Origin of the sequence: Streptomyces sp. NPDC058291, from assembly GCF_042880855.1 — a bacterium.
Classification (GTDB): domain Bacteria; phylum Actinomycetota; class Actinomycetes; order Streptomycetales; family Streptomycetaceae; genus Streptomyces.
Genome location: NZ_JBHVYK010000131.1, coordinates 1 through 15,652 on the forward strand (window position 1 = coordinate 1; position 15,652 = coordinate 15,652).

Below are 15,652 nucleotides of genomic sequence, written 5' to 3' on the forward strand. Positions count from 1 at the left end.
TTATATGTCACTGGTGCTCGCCCGCCCCCCCCGGGCCCTGCAGGGCGTCCCAGCCCGGCACCTCCCGGGACGACCACCCCGGGGCCCGCTGGGAGGCCCCCCCGGGGCGGCACGACGGCGCGGGCCCGTCCGTCGGGCCGCCACTCGGGCCGCCCGCCTTTCGACCACCACTCCACCGCTCCACCAGCCTCTCGCCCGCGTCCCGGCCGCCCGCCGCTCGACCCCACGGCCGCGTCCCGGCCGCTCCCCGCCCCTCCTGCCGGCCGTCATCAGGCGAGTGGGTGAGAGGCGATGGGCCGAAGCGGTGAGAGCGCGTGACGTGCCCGACCCTGTGCCGTTCGCCACGCCCCGCACCCGGCCCCGTACGCCCCGCGATCGACAGCTTCGCCACCCTCCGTGTCTCTTTGCAAACAGGCGGATACTGTTCAACCTCTTGACGGGAGGCGACCCGAACAGCTCAGCTTAGAGTTCACTAGTTGGACATAGACGGGGCCTCATCGAAGCGGTCCCGCGCGCAGGAGGTCGTCGTGGAGACTCCGGGGTCGCAGTCGTCGCTGCACCGAGCCAACCTGGAGCGAGTCGTACGCGCCGTGCGTCTGGCCGGGTCCCTCACGCAGGCGGAGATCGCCCGGACAACGGGTCTGTCGGCCGCGACCGTCTCCAACATCGTGCGGGAACTGAAGGACGGCGGCACGGTCGAGGTGACGCCCACCTCGGCGGGCGGACGCAGGGCTCGCAGTGTCAGTCTGAGCGGTGACGCGGGCATCGTCATCGGGGTCGATTTCGGCCATACGCATCTCCGGGTCGCCGTGGGCAACCTGGCCCATCAGGTGCTCGCCGAGGAATCCGAGCCCCTGGACGTCGACGCCTCGTCGACGCAGGGCTTCGACCGGGCGGAACAGCTGGTCAGCCGGTTGATCGAGGCCACCGGGGTGGATCGCACGAAGGTCGCCGGAGTGGGTCTCGGCGTCCCCGGGCCGATCGATCTGGAGTCCGGCACGCTGGGCTCCTCGGCGATCCTGCCCGGCTGGATCGGCACCAGGCCGGCCGAGGAGATGAAAGGCCGGCTCGGCGTCGCGGTGCACGTGGACAACGACGCCAACCTCGGGGCCCTCGGCGAGATGGTCTGGGGCAGCGGCAGAGGCGTGCGCGATCTCGCGTACATCAAGGTCGCGAGCGGTGTCGGCGCCGGTCTGGTGATCGAGGGGAAGATCTACCGCGGACCGGGTGGTACCGCGGGAGAAATCGGACATATTACACTCGATGAGTCCGGCCCCGTCTGCCGCTGCGGAAACCGGGGCTGCCTGGAGACCTTCGCGGCCGCGCGCTACGTGCTGCCGCTCCTTCAGTCCAGCCACGGCACCGATCTGACGATGGAAGGCGTCGTGCGGCTGGCCAGGGACGGAGACCCGGGCTGCCGTCGGGTGATCGCCGACGTCGGCCGACACATCGGCAGTGGAGTCGCCAATCTCTGCAATCTACTGAACCCGAGCCGGGTGGTCCTCGGCGGCGATCTCGCCGAGGCCGGTGAGCTGGTGCTCGGTCCGATAAGGGAGTCCGTCGGCCGCTATGCGATCCCGAGTGCGGCGCGTCAACTCTCCGTTCTCCCAGGGGCACTTGGGGGCCGTGCCGAAGTGCTCGGAGCGCTTGCTCTCGCGCTGAGCGAGATGGGTGATTCGACCCTTTTGGATGGCACGCTGACCGCCGCGACACCCGCCTTCACTTAGAGAACGAATGACGCCGTTGCCATCTCGTTAAGTATTTACTTCTTGACGTCGCACGTGTGGCCGAGTTGACTTCCAGCCACCTCGGCCGCAGCGTTGCGGCCCTGTCAGGGAGGCACACCCCAAATGAACGCAACGATGCGTAGAGTCGTGATCGGCGCCACCGCCGTCTCCATGGCACTGTCCATTGCCGCTTGCGGCAAGGCAGGCGACAAGGGCAGCGACTCCGGCAGCAGCAGCTCGGGCGACAAGTCCATCGGCCTGCTGCTTCCCGACAGCGTCACCGCGCGGTACGAGAAGTTCGACAAGCCGTACTTCGACGCCAAGGTCAAGGCGCTCTGCTCCGACTGCAAGCTGGAGTACGCGAACGCCGCGGCCGACCCGGCCAAGCAGGCCCAGCAGGTCAGCAACATGGTCACCAAGGGCGTGAAGGTCATCGTGATCTCCGCCCAGGACTCGGCCGCGATCAAGTCCTCCATCAAGTCCGCGGTGGACAAGGGCGTCAAGGTCGTCGCGTACGACCGTCTCGCCCAGGGCCCGGTCAGCGCCTACGTCTCCTTCGACAACGTCAAGGTCGGCGAGCTCCAGGGCCAGGCCCTGCTCGACGCTCTCGGCGCCAAGGCCACCCCGAAGTCGAAGATCGTCATGATCAACGGTGACGACGCCGACCCGAACGCCGCCCAGTTCAAGCAGGGTGCGCACAAGATCCTCAACAGCAAGGTCGACATCGCCTACGAGCAGTCCGGCCTGTGGAAGGACACCGTCGCCGCGCAGAAGATGTCCGCGGCCATCACCCAGCTGGGCGCGAAGAACATCGCGGGCGTCTACGCCGCCAACGACGGCATGGCCGGCGGCATCGCCAACACCCTCAAGGGTGCGAAGATCAGCAACATCCCGCTGACCGGTCAGGACGCGGAGCTCGCGGCCATCCAGCGCATCGTCGCCGGCACCCAGTCCGCCACGGTCTACAAGGCCTACAAGCCCGAGGCCGAGACCGCCGCTCAGCTCGCCGTCAACCTGCTGGAGGGCAAGGACATCAAGTCCCTGGCCACCGCCACGCTGACCAGCGGCTCCGGCGACAAGGTGCCCTCGCAGCTGCTGACCCCGGTGTCGGTCACCAAGGCCAACATCAAGGACACGGTGATCAAGGACGGGCTGTACACCGCCGCCGACATCTGCACCGCGCAGTACGCCGCCGCCTGCAAGGCCGCCGGCATCCAGTAGCAGACCCGGGTCGCGAGGAACCAAGCCCGAAGGCGGCTGTGAGCCGCCTCCGGGCCCTCCTCGGGCCCGTCGACCGCCCCGGCGGTCCCGCGAGACCTGTCCGACGCCCGCCCCACCTTCACACCCCGCTGCCGGGGCGGGCGTCGGACGGAACCGTTGCCAAGAGCAGCGGATTCGCGCATGTTCATCTTGTAAACCTCGTGCGTCGACGCCGCGTCACCCGCGCGTCGCGCACATCCCTCCGCGCCTGTTCCTTGCGCGCGGCATCCCCGCCGGTCAGGCGGCGAAGGAGATGGTTCACGTGTCCGCTACGCCCGTGTTGGCGTTGCGCGGGGTCTCCAAGCGATTCGGTGCGGTCCAGGCACTCACCGACGTCGAGCTGGAGGTCCACGCCGGAGAAGTGGTCGCCCTGGTGGGCGACAACGGCGCAGGAAAGTCCACCCTGGTCAAGACGATCGCGGGTGTCCATCCCATCGATGAGGGCGTCATCGAGTGGGAGGGAAAGCCGGTCAGCATCAACCGGCCGCACGACGCGCAGGGACTCGGCGTCGCGACCGTCTACCAGGACCTCGCGCTGTGCGACAACCTCGACGTGGTCGGCAACCTCTACCTCGGACGTGAGCTGCTGCACCGCGGCGTCATCGACGAGGTGACGATGGAGAAGAACGCGCGGGAACTGCTGTCCACGCTCTCCATCCGCATCCCGAGCGTGCGCATCCCGATCGCGAGCCTCTCCGGAGGCCAGCGTCAGGTCGTCGCCATCGCCCGCGCGCTGATCGGCGACCCGAAGGTCGTCATCCTCGACGAGCCCACCGCCGCCCTGGGCGTGGAGCAGACCGCGCAGGTCCTCGACCTGGTCGAGCGGCTGCGCGAGCGCGACCTCGGCGTCATCCTCATCAGCCACAACATGGCCGACGTCAAGGCGGTCGCCGACACCGTCGCCGTCCTGCGTCTGGGCAAGAACAACGGCTCCTTCCCCGTGAAGGACACCAGCCACGAAGAGATCATCGCCGCCATCACGGGCGCCACGGACAACGCCGTGACCCGTCGTGCGGGGCGTCGCACCGCGGAGGCGGCAAAGTGAGCGACACGTCGAAGCCCGTCAAGAGCGACTCCTCGGAGCCCGTGAAGGGCACGAAGACCGAGAAGGCCGCGACGGCGACCGAGGTCCGCAAGACCAAGGGCGTCGTCGAGGACCAGGAGACCGTGGCCCCCGCCGACGACCCGACGGCCGCGCCGGTCACCGTCGTCGACCCGCGGCTGCTGATCCGCGAAGAGGGCCTCAAGGGCTACCTCACCGAGTTCAAGCGCAAGGTCAAGGGCGGTGAGCTCGGTCAGATCCCGGTCGTCATCGGCCTGATCGTCATCTGGACGATCTTCCAGCTGCAGAACGACCGCTTCCTGAGCGCCGCCAACCTCTCCAACATCAGCTACTTCCTGTCGGCCACCGGCATGCTCGCCATCGGCCTGGTGTTCGTGCTGCTGCTCGGCGAGATCGACCTGTCGGTCGGTTCCGTGAGCGGTCTGGCGTCCGCATTGTTCGCCGTCTTCGTGACGGACCACGGCGTGAACCCATGGGTGTCGCTGGTCCTGGCGGTCCTCACCGGCATCGCCGTCGGCGCCCTGCAGGGATGGTTCTTCGCCAGGATCGGCGTACCGGCATTCGTGGTGACCCTGGCCGGTTTCCTCGGGTGGAACGGTCTGATGCTGTGGCTGCTGGGTTCCAGCGGCACGATCAACCTGCCGTCGGACTCCGGCCCGGTCCACCTGCTCGGCCAGAACTCGTTCTTCATGGACCAGGCCATCATCGGCGCCTACATCCTGGCCGGCCTCGCCGTCGTGCTGTCCGCGGTCGGCAACTTCGGTGAGCAGCGCCGTCGCCGAGCGGCCGGCGTGCCGTTCCGGGCGACCAGCGAGATCATCCTGCGCGTGGGCCTGCTCGCGCTCGCCTCGTTCGTCTCCGCCGCCGTGCTGAACAACGCCTCCGGCGTCTCCAACGCGCTGGTGATCTTCCTGGCGGCGCTGGTGATCGTGGACTTCGTGCTGCGACGCACCACGTACGGCCGCAAGGTGTTCGCGGTCGGCGGCGGCATCGAGGCCGCCCGCCGGGCCGGCATCAACGTCCCGCTCGTCCGCATCACCGTGTTCGCCATCTCCGGCGGGTTCGCGGCGGTCGGCGGCATGTTCTTCGCCGGCCAGACCGCGGGCGCGTCGCTGAGCGCCGGCGGCGGCAACACCCTGATGCTCGCCATCGCGGCGGCCGTCATCGGCGGAACCAGCCTCTTCGGCGGCCGCGGCACCGTCTGGTCCGCCCTCCTGGGCATGCTGGTCATCCAGTCCATCCAGACCGGACTTGACCTGCTCAACATGAACACCTCGATCCAGTACATGATCACCGGTGGCGTGCTGCTCGGCGCCGTCGTCATCGACTCGGTGTCCCGCAAGAGCCAGAAGGCCGCCGGCCGCGGCTGAGGCATCACCGCAGGACCCGTGCCCGGCATCCCCACGGATGCCGGGCACAGTGATGTGATGACCGGGCACGGTCGCGGGGTTGCCGGGGAAGGCGACGCCATGAGCGGCGTCGCACCGCGGCGTCCAGTTCCTCGCCCAGCCTCGTGTCCACAGTCATGTGATGACCGGGCACAGTCGTGTCCACAGTCATGTGATGACCGGGCACAGATGACCGGGCACAGTCGTGTCGACAGTCATCTGATGACCGGTGATGACCGGGCGCGGTCGTGTCATAGGACGGTCCGATCCCGGGTACGCCCGTTCGCGTGACGCACGACGCACGGGCCGGACACCGGCCGCCCGGGCGGAACATTAGACTCGACAAGCCCGGCAACAGCTCGATCAGCTTTTACTGCAAGGAGGCACGGGTGCCGCTGCTGACCCGCATCAGGGGACCGCGCGATCTGGACCGGCTCAGCCTGGAGGAGCTGGACCAGCTGGCAGGGGAGATCCGGACCTTCCTCGTCGACGCCGTCTCCAAGACCGGCGGCCACCTCGGGCCCAACCTCGGCGTGGTCGAGCTCACCATCGCCCTGCACCGGGTCTTCGAGTCGCCCAAGGACAAGGTGCTCTGGGACACCGGCCACCAGTCCTACGTGCACAAGCTGCTCACCGGCCGGCAGGACTTCTCCCGGCTGAAGATGAAGGGCGGCCTGTCCGGCTACCCCTCGCAGGCGGAGTCCGAGCACGACGTCATCGAGAACAGCCACGCCTCCACGGTGCTCGGCTGGGCCGACGGCCTCGCCAAGGCCAACCAGATCCTCGACCGCGGCGACCACGTGGTCGCCGTCATCGGCGACGGGGCGCTCACCGGCGGCATGGCCTGGGAGGCGCTGAACAACATCGCCGACGGCGACCGCCCGCTGGTCATCGTCGTCAACGACAACGAGCGCTCCTACGCGCCGACCATCGGCGGCCTCGCCAACCACCTCGCCACCCTGCGTACCACCGACGGCTACGAGCGCTTCCTCGCCCGCGGCAAGGACCTCCTGGAGCGCACCCCGGTCGTCGGCAGGCCCCTCTACGAGACCCTGCACGGCGCCAAGAAGGGCCTGAAGGACTTCATCGCCCCCCAGGGCATGTTCGAGGACCTCGGCCTCAAGTACGTCGGCCCGATCGACGGCCATGACATCGAGGCCCTGGAGTCCGCCCTGGCCCGCGCCAAGCGCTTCGGCGGCCCGGTCATCGTGCACTGCCTCACCGAGAAGGGCCGCGGTTACCAGCCGGCCCTCCAGGACGAGGCCGACCGCTTCCACGCCGTCGGCAAGATCCACCCCGACACCGGTCTGCCGATCGCCACCTCCGGCGCCGACTGGACGTCCGTCTTCGGCGAGGAGATGGTCGAGCTCGGCAAGGAGCGCGAGGACATCGTCGCGATCACCGCCGCCATGCTCCAGCCGGTCGGCCTCGACAAGTTCGCCAAGGCCTTCCCCGACCGGGTCTACGACGTCGGCATCGCCGAACAGCACGCCGCCGTCTCCGCCGCCGGACTGGCCGCGGGCGGGGTCCACCCGGTGTTCGCGGTGTACGCCACCTTCCTCAACCGCGCCTTCGACCAGGTCCTCATGGACGTCGCCCTCCACAAGTGCGGCGTGACGTTCGTCCTGGACCGGGCCGGCGTCACCGGCACCGACGGCGCCTCCCACAACGGCATGTGGGACATGTCGATCCTGCAGGTCGTCCCCGGCCTCAGGCTGGCCGCCCCGCGCGACGCCGACCAGGTCCGGGCCCAGCTGCGCGAGGCCGTCCAGGTCGAGGACGCCCCCACCGTCGTCCGCTTCTCCAAGGGCGCCGTCGGCCCCGCCGTGCCCGCCGTGGGACGCGTCGGCGGCATGGACGTACTGCGCGACAGCGGCACCGACACCCCGGACGTGCTCCTGGTCTCCGTGGGCGCCCTCGCCCCGATGTGCCTGGAGATCGCGACCCTCCTGGACCGCCAGGGCATCACCGCCACGGTCGTCGACCCGCGCTGGGTCAAGCCCGTCGACGAGGCCATGGCCCCCCTCGCGGAGCGCCACCGGGTGGTCGTCACCGTCGAGGACAACTCGCGCGTGGGCGGCGTCGGCTCGACGATCGCCCAGGCCCTGCGCGACGCCGGCGTCGACGTCCCGCTGCGCGACTTCGGCATCCCGCCGCGCTTCCTCGACCACGCCTCCCGCGCCGAGGTCATGGCCGAGATCGGCCTCACCGCCCCCGACATCGCCCGCCAGGTCACCGGCCTGGTCTCCAAGCTCGACGGAAGGTACGGCAGCCAGGCAGCCGAGGCCGACTCCGTGCAGCCCGCCCGCGACTGACGCCGTCGCAGAGCGGCCGACAGGCCCGGACGGACCGGTTCCACCACTGTGAAGAGTGGTGGAACCGGTCCGTTCGCGTTAACCGGCCCGCGCCGGGGCATACGGTCTACGCCCCCTCTCGATCATGTCGAGGACGACACAGCGTGGGAGGTACCCCGTGAGCAGCACCCTCTTCCGGACGAAGAAGGTCGAGCAGTCCATCCTCGATACCGAGGAGCCAGAACACGCGCTCAAGAAGTCCTTGTCCGCGCTGGACCTGACCGTCTTCGGCGTCGGCGTCATCATCGGCACCGGCATCTTCGTCCTCACCGGCACGGTCGCCAAGAACAACGCCGGCCCCGCCGTCGCCCTGGCCTTCGTGGTGGCCGGGGTCGTCTGCGCGCTCGCCGCGCTCTGCTACGCCGAGTTCGCCTCCACCGTCCCGGTGGCCGGCTCCGCGTACACCTTCTCCTACGCCTCCCTGGGGGAACTGCCCGCCTGGATCATCGGCTGGGACCTGGTCCTGGAGTTCGCCCTCGGCACGGCGGTGGTGGCCGTCGGCTGGTCCGGCTACATCGCCTCGCTGCTGGACAACGCGGGCTGGCACCTGCCGGCGGCGCTCAGCGGCCGGGAGGGCGCCCACGGCTTCGGCTTCGACATCCTCGCCGCCGCGCTGGTCCTGGTGCTGACCGCCATCCTCGTGGTCGGCACGAAGCTCTCCGCGCGCGTCACCTCGGTCGTGGTCGCCATCAAGGTGATCGTCGTCCTGACCGTGATCGTCGCGGGCGCCTTCCTGATCCACGGCGACAACTACGACCCCTTCATCCCGAAGGCGCAGCCCGTCGACGCGGGCGGCGGCCTCAAGGCCCCGCTGATCCAACTGATCTTCGGCTGGGCGCCGTCCAACTTCGGCGTGATGGGCATCTTCACCGCCGCCTCCGTCGTCTTCTTCGCCTTCATCGGCTTCGACGTCGTCGCCACCGCCGCCGAGGAGACCAGGAACCCGCAGCGCGACATGCCCCGCGGCATCATCGGCTCGCTCATCATCTGCACGGTCCTGTACGTCGCCGTGTCGATCGTCGTCACCGGGATGGAGCACTACACCAAGCTGTCCGTGAGCGCCCCGCTCGCCGACGCCTTCAAGTCCACCGGGCACCCCTGGTTCGCGGGCTTCATCAGCTTCGGCGCCGCCGTCGGCCTCACGACGGTCTGCATGATCCTGCTCCTCGGACAGACCCGGGTCTTCTTCGCCATGAGCCGCGACGGACTGCTGCCGCGCTTCTTCTCCCACGTCCACCCGCGGTTCCGGACCCCGCACCGGCCGACCATCCTGCTCGGCGTGCTCATCGCGATCCTGGCCGGCTTCACCAGCCTGAGCGAGCTCGCCGAGCTGGTGAACATCGGCACCCTGTTCGCCTTCATCGTCGTCGCGCTCGGAGTGATCATCCTGCGCAGGTCGCGCCCCGACCTGCCCCGGTCCTTCCGCACCCCGTGGGTGCCGTTCCTGCCGATCCTGTCGGTGTGCGCCTCGCTGTGGCTGATGCTCAACCTGCCCGCCGAGACCTGGCTGCGGTTCGGCATCTGGATGGTCGTCGGGTTCGCCGTGTACTTCCTCTACGGCCGCTCCCACAGCCGTCTGGCCCGCCCTGAGGAGGCTCCCGCCGGGGCCGCCGGGTCCACCCGCGGCGACACCGTCTGACGGCCCCACAGCCGCCTCCACGGCCCCTCCGCGGCCGTCCGTGCACCGGGCCGCGCACGGGCTCCACACGGTCGGCGCGCGATCCGCGGCCGGATCCGACTCCCTGGCCGGCCCCGCACACCGTGTGCGGCGCCGGCCGTCGGTCGTGCCGAACGCCGCCGTGCCGAACGCCGTCGCGCCGGCCGTCGGTCGTGCCGGCCGTCGGTCGCGCCGAACGCCGTCGTGCCGAACGCCGTCGTGCCGAGCGCCCGACGCGCCGCAGGCGCGGGAAGCGGGATTCGAAGCGCCGCCCGGCCTCGGCCTCGGCCTCGCCTCAGCCCCGCACCGTGCGCGGCCCGGTGACGTCCGCGCCGAGCTCTGTCACCCGGCGGCGCAGCTCCCGGTCGGCCGTCACGACCAGACTGGGCCGCGGTGCGGCCGCGGCGACCAACTCCACGACACGGTCGTCGCCACTGCCGGACGCCGCTTCCACCCGCACGCCGGGCACCGGCGCCACCCCGCGCGCGGCGCCCTCCACCACCAGGACGATCTCCACGGGCCCGAGGCCCTCCGGAAGCCCGCCTGCGGCCAGCCGGTCGCGCAGTCGCTCCGCGGCCCCCCGCCGGTCACGCCACCAGCCGTCGGGCACCGACCCGACGACGTTCGCCGCGTCCACGATCACGAGAAGCGCCCTGTTGTCGTCCATACGGCCCACCGTCGCACGGCCGGCCCCCCGAGCGTGACCCGCGCGCGGGCACCGCGGCGGCCGGAACATAAGGTGATCCGGTGAACGGCGACTGGCTCCTGCGCGGCCGCGACGGGCGGCTCGCTGTCTATCTGATAGCGGACGACGCCGTCCTGTGCCGGGCGGAACGCTTCCCGGGAGGTCCCTGGGCGGCCCCGCGCACGGTCGGCGGCGACCAGAAGATCCATCCCGTCCCGGGCATCGGCCAGGGTCCCGACGGCTACGCCCACCTGGCCTCCTGGTGGACGACGCTGAAGGGGGTGACGGGCCTGGTGCACTCCACGCACTTCCGGCCGCTGCTCGCCGCCCTGGACTGGGCGCCCGTCGGGCATCCCGACAAGAAGGGCGACCGTACCGGCACGCCCGCCGTCGCCGTCGACGCGCAGGGACGCGCGTACCTCTTCGTCCGCAAGGCCGACGCCGGGCTGGGCATGATCGCCCAGAAGGAGAAGGGCGGCTGGGAACCCTGGCGCGACCTCCAGGGACAGGGCGTCCAGGAGGCCCCCGTCGCGGTGACCGCCGAGTCGGGCCGCGTCGAGGCGTACGCGACCGCGCCCGCCGGGATCCTGCACTGGCGGCAGACGTCCGAGGGCGCCGCACCGGTGCTCCAGGAGCCGCTCCGGGCACCGGTGCGGGCGGGGACCCTGCGGGCCCTGGCCACCTCCGCGGAGCACACCACCGTCTTCTACACCGACGGCTCCGGCGATCTGTGCGCCTGGCGCCCCGGCGGCGAGCCGGCCGCGCTGCTGACCGCCGCCGGGCCCGGCCCGGTCGCCGCCGTCCGCACCGAAATCGACGGCCACGACTGCACGTTGCTCGCCCAGCGCTCGGCCGGCGGCCGCGTCGCCTTCGCCGCGTACCCCACCGAGCGCGAGTCGGCCGGCGCCTGGTGGACCGAGTCCGGGCCGCCGCTGCCCGCCGACGCGGTGGTCGCGCTCGCCAAGGACCACCAGGACCGGGTGGTCGCGGCGGCCCTGTCCCCGTCGACCGGCGCTCTGCTCCTCACCCGCCGCAAGGACGAGCCGGGCCTGGCCCTGACGGCCTGGCAGTCGGTCTGACGGCTTGATCGCTTGACGGCCTGGCCCAGGGGTTGATGGCTTGACGGCCAGGCTTGACGGCCTGACAGACGGCCTGACCGCTTGAACGCCTGTGATGACTTGATCGGCTTGACGGAGTGGGGACCCGATGCCTTGAGATCTTGACGTCTTGACGGTCCGGCGGACCGATGCCTTGACGACACGATCGTTGCCCACGCCAGGATGACGAACCTGTCAGACGGACCGGGACGGTGGACGGCGGGCGAGGCGACCCCGTGGCCGCCCCGTGACACGCAAGAGGGCCTCCGCCGATGAGCGGAGGCCCTCTTCAGGTGCACGTCGTGCACACGGTCACAGTCGTTACGCCGGAACCGACGCCAGGCCCGGAGCCAGGAACTTCTTGCCGTTCACCCGCTCGGAGACGCCCTCGCGGTCCAGGTACGGCGTGATGCCGCCCAGGTGGAAGGGCCAGCCCGCGCCCGTGATCAGGCAGAGGTCGATGTCCTGCGCCTCGGCGACGACGCCCTCGTCGAGCATGAGCCCGATCTCCTGCGCCACCGCGTCCAGGACGCGCGCACGCACCTGCTCCTCGGTCAGGACGGTGTCGCCCTGCTGCAGGAGCGCGGAGACCTCGGGGTCCAGCTCGGGCTTGCCGCTGTCGTAGACGTAGAAACCGCGCTTGCCGGCCTTGACGACGGCCGCGAGGTTCGGGGAGACGGTGAAACGGTCCGGGAACGCACGGTTCAGCGTTTCCGAGACGTGCAGGCCGATGGCCGGGCCCACCAGCTCCAGCAGGACCAGCGGGGACATCGGCAGGCCGAGCGGTTCCACCGCCTTTTCCGCCACCTCGACCGGGGTGCCCTCGTCGATGACGTTCTGCACCTCGCCCATGAAACGGGTCAGAATGCGGTTCACGACGAACGCCGGGGCGTCCTTCACCAAAACCGCGGTCTTCTTCAGCTTCTTGGCGACGGCGAAGGCGGTGGCCAGGGAGGCGTCGTCGGTCTGCTCGCCGCGCACGATCTCCAGCAGCGGCAGGATCGCGACCGGGTTGAAGAAGTGGAAGCCCACGACCCGCTCGGGGTTCTTCAGCTTCGACGCCATCTCGGAGACCGACAGCGAAGAGGTGTTGGTGGCGAGGATCGCGTGCGCCGGGGCGACCGCCTCGACCTCCGCGAACACCTGCTGCTTGACGCCGATCTCCTCGAACACGGCTTCGATGATGAAGTCCGCGTCGGAGAAGCCCTCGGCCTTGTCCAGGACGCCGGACACCAGCGCCTTGAGACGGTTGGCCTTGTCCTGGTTGATGCGGCCCTTGCCGAGCAGCTTCTCGATCTCGGCGTGGACATAGCCCACACCCTTGTCGACGCGCTCCTGGTCGATGTCGGTCAGCACGACCGGCACCTCCAGGCGGCGCAGGAACAGAAGCGCGAGCTGCGAGGCCATCAGGCCCGCGCCCACCACGCCGACCTTGGTGACCGGACGGGCCAGCGACTTGTCCGGGGCGCCGGCCGGGCGCTTGCCGCGCTTCTGCACGAGGTTGAACGCGTAGATGCCGGCGCGCAGTTCGCCGCCCATGATGAGGTCGGCGAGCGCCGCGTCCTCGGCGTCGTAGCCCTGCTGGAGGTCGCCGTTCTTGGCGGCGGCGATGATGTCGAGGGCACGGTAGGCGGCCGGGGCCGCGCCGTGCACCTTGCTGTCCGCGATGAACCGGCCGCGCGCGACGGCCTGGTCCCAGGCCTCGCCGCGGTCGATCACCGGGCGGTCGACGACGATCTCGCCCTTGAGGACGGACGCCGTCCACAGCAGCGACTGCTCCAGGAAGTCCGCGCCCTCGAACAGGGCGTCGGCGATCCCCAGCTCGTAGACCTGCACGCCCTTGAGCTGCTTGTTCTGGTTCAGCGAGTTCTCGATGATCACCGAGACGGCCTTGTCCGCGCCGATCAGGTTCGGCAGCAGCGTGCAGCCGCCCCAGCCGGGGACCAGGCCGAGGAAGACCTCGGGCAGCGAGAACGCGGGCAGCGCCGCGGACACCGTGCGGTACCGGCAGTGCAGACCGACCTCGACGCCACCGCCCATCGCCGCGCCGTTGTAGTAGGCGAAGGTCGGGACCGCGAGGCCCGCGAGACGCTTGAAGACCTCGTGGCCGCCCTTGCCGATGGCCAGCGCGTCCTGGTGCTCCTTGAGGAGCTCGACGCCCTTGAGGTCCGCGCCCACGGCGAAGATGAACGGCTTGCCGGTGACGCCGACACCGACGATCTCGCCGGCCGCCGCCTCCTTCTCGACCTGGTCGATCGCCACGTCGAGGTTGGCGAGGGACTGCGGCCCGAAAGTCGTCGGCTTCGTGTGGTCGAAGCCGTTGTCCAGCGTGATCAGGGCGAAGCGCCCCGCACCGAACGGCAGGTCCAGGTGACGTACGTGCGCCTGGGTGACGACCTCGTCCGGGAACAGCTCGGCCGCGCCCTTCAGAAGCTCAGCGGTGGTGGTGCTCACTTGTCGCCTCCGGCGGACTCGAAGTGGGGGTTCTCCCAGACGACCGTCGCGCCCATGCCGAAGCCGACGCACATGGTGGTCAGGCCGTAGCGGACGTTCGGCTGCTCCTCGAACTGGCGGGCCAGCTGCGTCATAAGCCGGACGCCGGAGGAGGCCAGCGGGTGACCGAACGCGATCGCGCCGCCGTACTGGTTGACGCGCTCGTCGTCGTCGGCGATGCCGTAGTGGTCGAGGAAGGCCAGGACCTGTACGGCGAAGGCCTCGTTGATCTCGAACAGACCGATGTCGGAGATGGACAGACCCGCCTGGGCGAGGGCCTTCTCCGTCGCCGGGATCGGACCGTAGCCCATGACCTCCGGCTCGACTCCCGCGAAGGAGTACGCCACCAGACGCATCTTGACCGGCAGGTCGTTCTCGCGCGCGAAGTCCTCGGAAGCGATGAGGGAAGCGGTCGCACCGTCGTTCAGACCGGCCGCGTTGCCGGCGGTGACCCGCCCGTGGACGCGGAAGGGGGTCTTGAGGCCGGACAGGTTCTCCAGCGTCGTTCCCGGGCGCATCGGCTCGTCGGCGGTGACCAGGCCCCAGCCCGTCTCACCGGCCTCCGCGTTGGTGCGGCGCACCGAGATCGGCACCAGGTCGGCCTGGATCTTGCCGTTGGCGTACGCCTTGGCGGCCTTCTCCTGGGAGCGCACCGCGTACTCGTCGGCGCGCTGCTTGGTGATCTGCGGGTAACGGTCGTGCAGGTTCTCCGCGGTCATGCCCATGAACAGGGCGGACTCGTCGACCAGCTTCTCGCTCACGAAGCGCGGGTTCGGGTCCACGCCCTCGCCCATCGGGTGGCGGCCCATGTGCTCGACGCCGCCGGCGATGGCGACGTCGTACGCGCCGAAGGCGACGGAGCCGGCCACCGCGGTGACGGCCGTCAGGGCGCCCGCGCACATGCGGTCGATGGAGTAGCCGGGCACGGAGGTCGGCAGGCCGGCCAGGATGCCGGCGGTGCGGCCGAGGGTCAGACCCTGGTCGCCGATCTGCGTGGTCGCGGCGATGGCGACCTCGTCGATCTTCTTCGGGTCGAGACCGGGGTTGCGGCGCAGCAGCTCCCGGATCGCCTTCACGACGAGGTCGTCGGCCCGGGTCTCGTGGTAGATGCCCTTCGGGCCCGCCTTGCCGAACGGGGTACGGACGCCGTCTACGAAGACGACGTCCCTGACGGTACGAGGCACGATGGCTCTCCTCCAGGGTGCGGGGTGGCACTGCTGCGACACGCAAGCGCTGAGCGCGCGCTCAGAACCCATGCTACTTGTGGGTAACGTAGCTGCACACCCCTGTCGGGAGGAGCGGCGAACGTCACACCGGCGGCGCTCGGTGATCACGCCGAGTCGGACGGCGCGGGCCGGGGCACCAGTTCCCCTATATCAAGGGCACAGTCGTCTGCAACGAGTTCTCCGTCCCGCTTCTCGGCATGCCCTCTCGAGATCTTGGCGCGATCTCGACGTCGCCGTTCCGCTTCCAGGGCCCTGACTCCGCCCACTGGGAACGATCTCGGCTACGGCCGTCCAGGCCATCTGCCCACGCTGATCCTTTTTCTCGCGGGCCAGAAATGCATCGGCACCGGTTCTCATGAGAGCAACGACGAGGTAACCGGTTGAGAAACCGGCCGCAGAGACGGGCCCGCAACCGGTGGCGAAACCGGTCGCCGAGACAGGCTCGGTAACCGGTTGCGAGACCAACGTGGCGACTGGGCGCGCGACGGTTGCGGCAACCGGTTGCGAGACAACGGCAGCAACCGGTTACGCGACGGGCTCGGCAACCGGTCGCGAAACGACTCGGCCACGCGGTTGCCGGGCGCTCGCGGTAACCGCTTTCGACACGCCTTCACGCGGACCGCCCTACGGCAGACGATCGGACGCTGCGGCGGCTAGGGTCTGTTGCGAAAGTGCTGGTCACAGCCACTCGTTAATGGCTGC

Annotated in this window: 10 protein-coding genes; 7 read left to right on the top strand and 3 right to left on the bottom strand. The window is 70.0% G+C overall.

All coding sequences use genetic code 11. The annotated features are described in order from the left end of the window. Positions 1–527 precede the first annotated feature (527 nt). From ACFVYK_RS36105 to ACFVYK_RS36130, 6 genes are all read left to right on the top strand, one after another. On the top strand, positions 528–1,727 hold the full coding sequence (locus tag ACFVYK_RS36105; RefSeq protein ID WP_389780971.1) for an ROK family transcriptional regulator: 1,200 nt from the start codon (positions 528–530) through the stop codon (positions 1,725–1,727). Positions 1,728–1,850: 123 nt separating this feature from the next. Continuing rightward, positions 1,851–2,948, top strand: a complete 1,098-nt coding sequence (locus ACFVYK_RS36110; protein ID WP_389780972.1) for a sugar ABC transporter substrate-binding protein — start codon at positions 1,851–1,853, stop codon at positions 2,946–2,948. A 292-nt stretch (positions 2,949–3,240) separates the two neighbouring features. Then, a complete protein-coding gene (locus ACFVYK_RS36115) occupies positions 3,241–4,032 on the top strand; it encodes an ATP-binding cassette domain-containing protein (protein ID WP_200723850.1) in 792 nt (263 codons plus the stop codon). Continuing rightward, entirely contained in the window at positions 4,029–5,420 is a 1,392-nt protein-coding gene (locus ACFVYK_RS36120) for a sugar ABC transporter permease (RefSeq protein ID WP_389780973.1), read from the top strand. Before ACFVYK_RS36115 ends, ACFVYK_RS36120 begins: the two co-directional genes overlap by 4 nt. A gap of 407 nt (positions 5,421–5,827) precedes the next feature. Continuing rightward, on the top strand, positions 5,828–7,753 hold the full coding sequence (gene dxs / locus ACFVYK_RS36125; RefSeq protein ID WP_389780979.1) for a 1-deoxy-D-xylulose-5-phosphate synthase: 1,926 nt from the start codon (positions 5,828–5,830) through the stop codon (positions 7,751–7,753). A 157-nt stretch (positions 7,754–7,910) separates the two neighbouring features. Next, on the top strand, positions 7,911–9,431 hold the full coding sequence (locus ACFVYK_RS36130; protein WP_389780974.1) for an amino acid permease: 1,521 nt from the start codon (positions 7,911–7,913) through the stop codon (positions 9,429–9,431). A 313-nt stretch (positions 9,432–9,744) separates the two neighbouring features. Here ACFVYK_RS36130 and ACFVYK_RS36135 read toward each other — a convergent pair whose 3' ends face one another. Next, the gene (locus tag ACFVYK_RS36135; RefSeq protein ID WP_389780975.1) at positions 9,745–10,116 is read right to left on the bottom strand and encodes an NTP pyrophosphohydrolase; all 372 of its coding nucleotides are present in this window, start codon (positions 10,114–10,116) and stop codon (positions 9,745–9,747) included. A gap of 80 nt (positions 10,117–10,196) precedes the next feature. On the opposite strand from ACFVYK_RS36135, the gene ACFVYK_RS36140 reads away from it, so the two are divergent. Next, positions 10,197–11,213, top strand: coding sequence for a hypothetical protein (locus ACFVYK_RS36140; RefSeq protein WP_389780976.1), 1,017 nt, complete (start codon positions 10,197–10,199; stop codon positions 11,211–11,213). A gap of 339 nt (positions 11,214–11,552) precedes the next feature. Here the strand turns inward: ACFVYK_RS36140 and ACFVYK_RS36145 are convergent, their stop codons facing one another. Beyond that, positions 11,553–13,685 (bottom strand): 3-hydroxyacyl-CoA dehydrogenase NAD-binding domain-containing protein, encoded by a 2,133-nt coding sequence (locus ACFVYK_RS36145; protein ID WP_389780977.1) that lies wholly within the window; start codon positions 13,683–13,685, stop codon positions 11,553–11,555. Next, positions 13,682–14,908 carry a thiolase family protein gene (locus ACFVYK_RS36150; protein ID WP_389780978.1) on the bottom strand — a complete coding sequence of 409 codons (1,227 nt, stop codon included), beginning with the start codon at positions 14,906–14,908 and terminating at the stop codon, positions 13,682–13,684. Before ACFVYK_RS36150 ends, ACFVYK_RS36145 begins: the two co-directional genes overlap by 4 nt. Positions 14,909–15,652: the final 744 nt, after the last annotated feature.

Bases quoted from the DNA above. Each gene is read 5' to 3' on its own strand.
- ACFVYK_RS36135 (WP_389780975.1), bottom strand. From the start codon at position 10,116: ATGGACGACAACAGGGCGCTTCTCGTGATCGTGGACGCGGCGAACGTC.
- ACFVYK_RS36110 (WP_389780972.1), top strand. From the start codon at position 1,851: ATGAACGCAACGATGCGTAGAGTCGTGATCGGCGCCACCGCCGTCTCC.
- ACFVYK_RS36115 (WP_200723850.1), top strand. From the start codon at position 3,241: ATGGTTCACGTGTCCGCTACGCCCGTGTTGGCGTTGCGCGGGGTCTCC.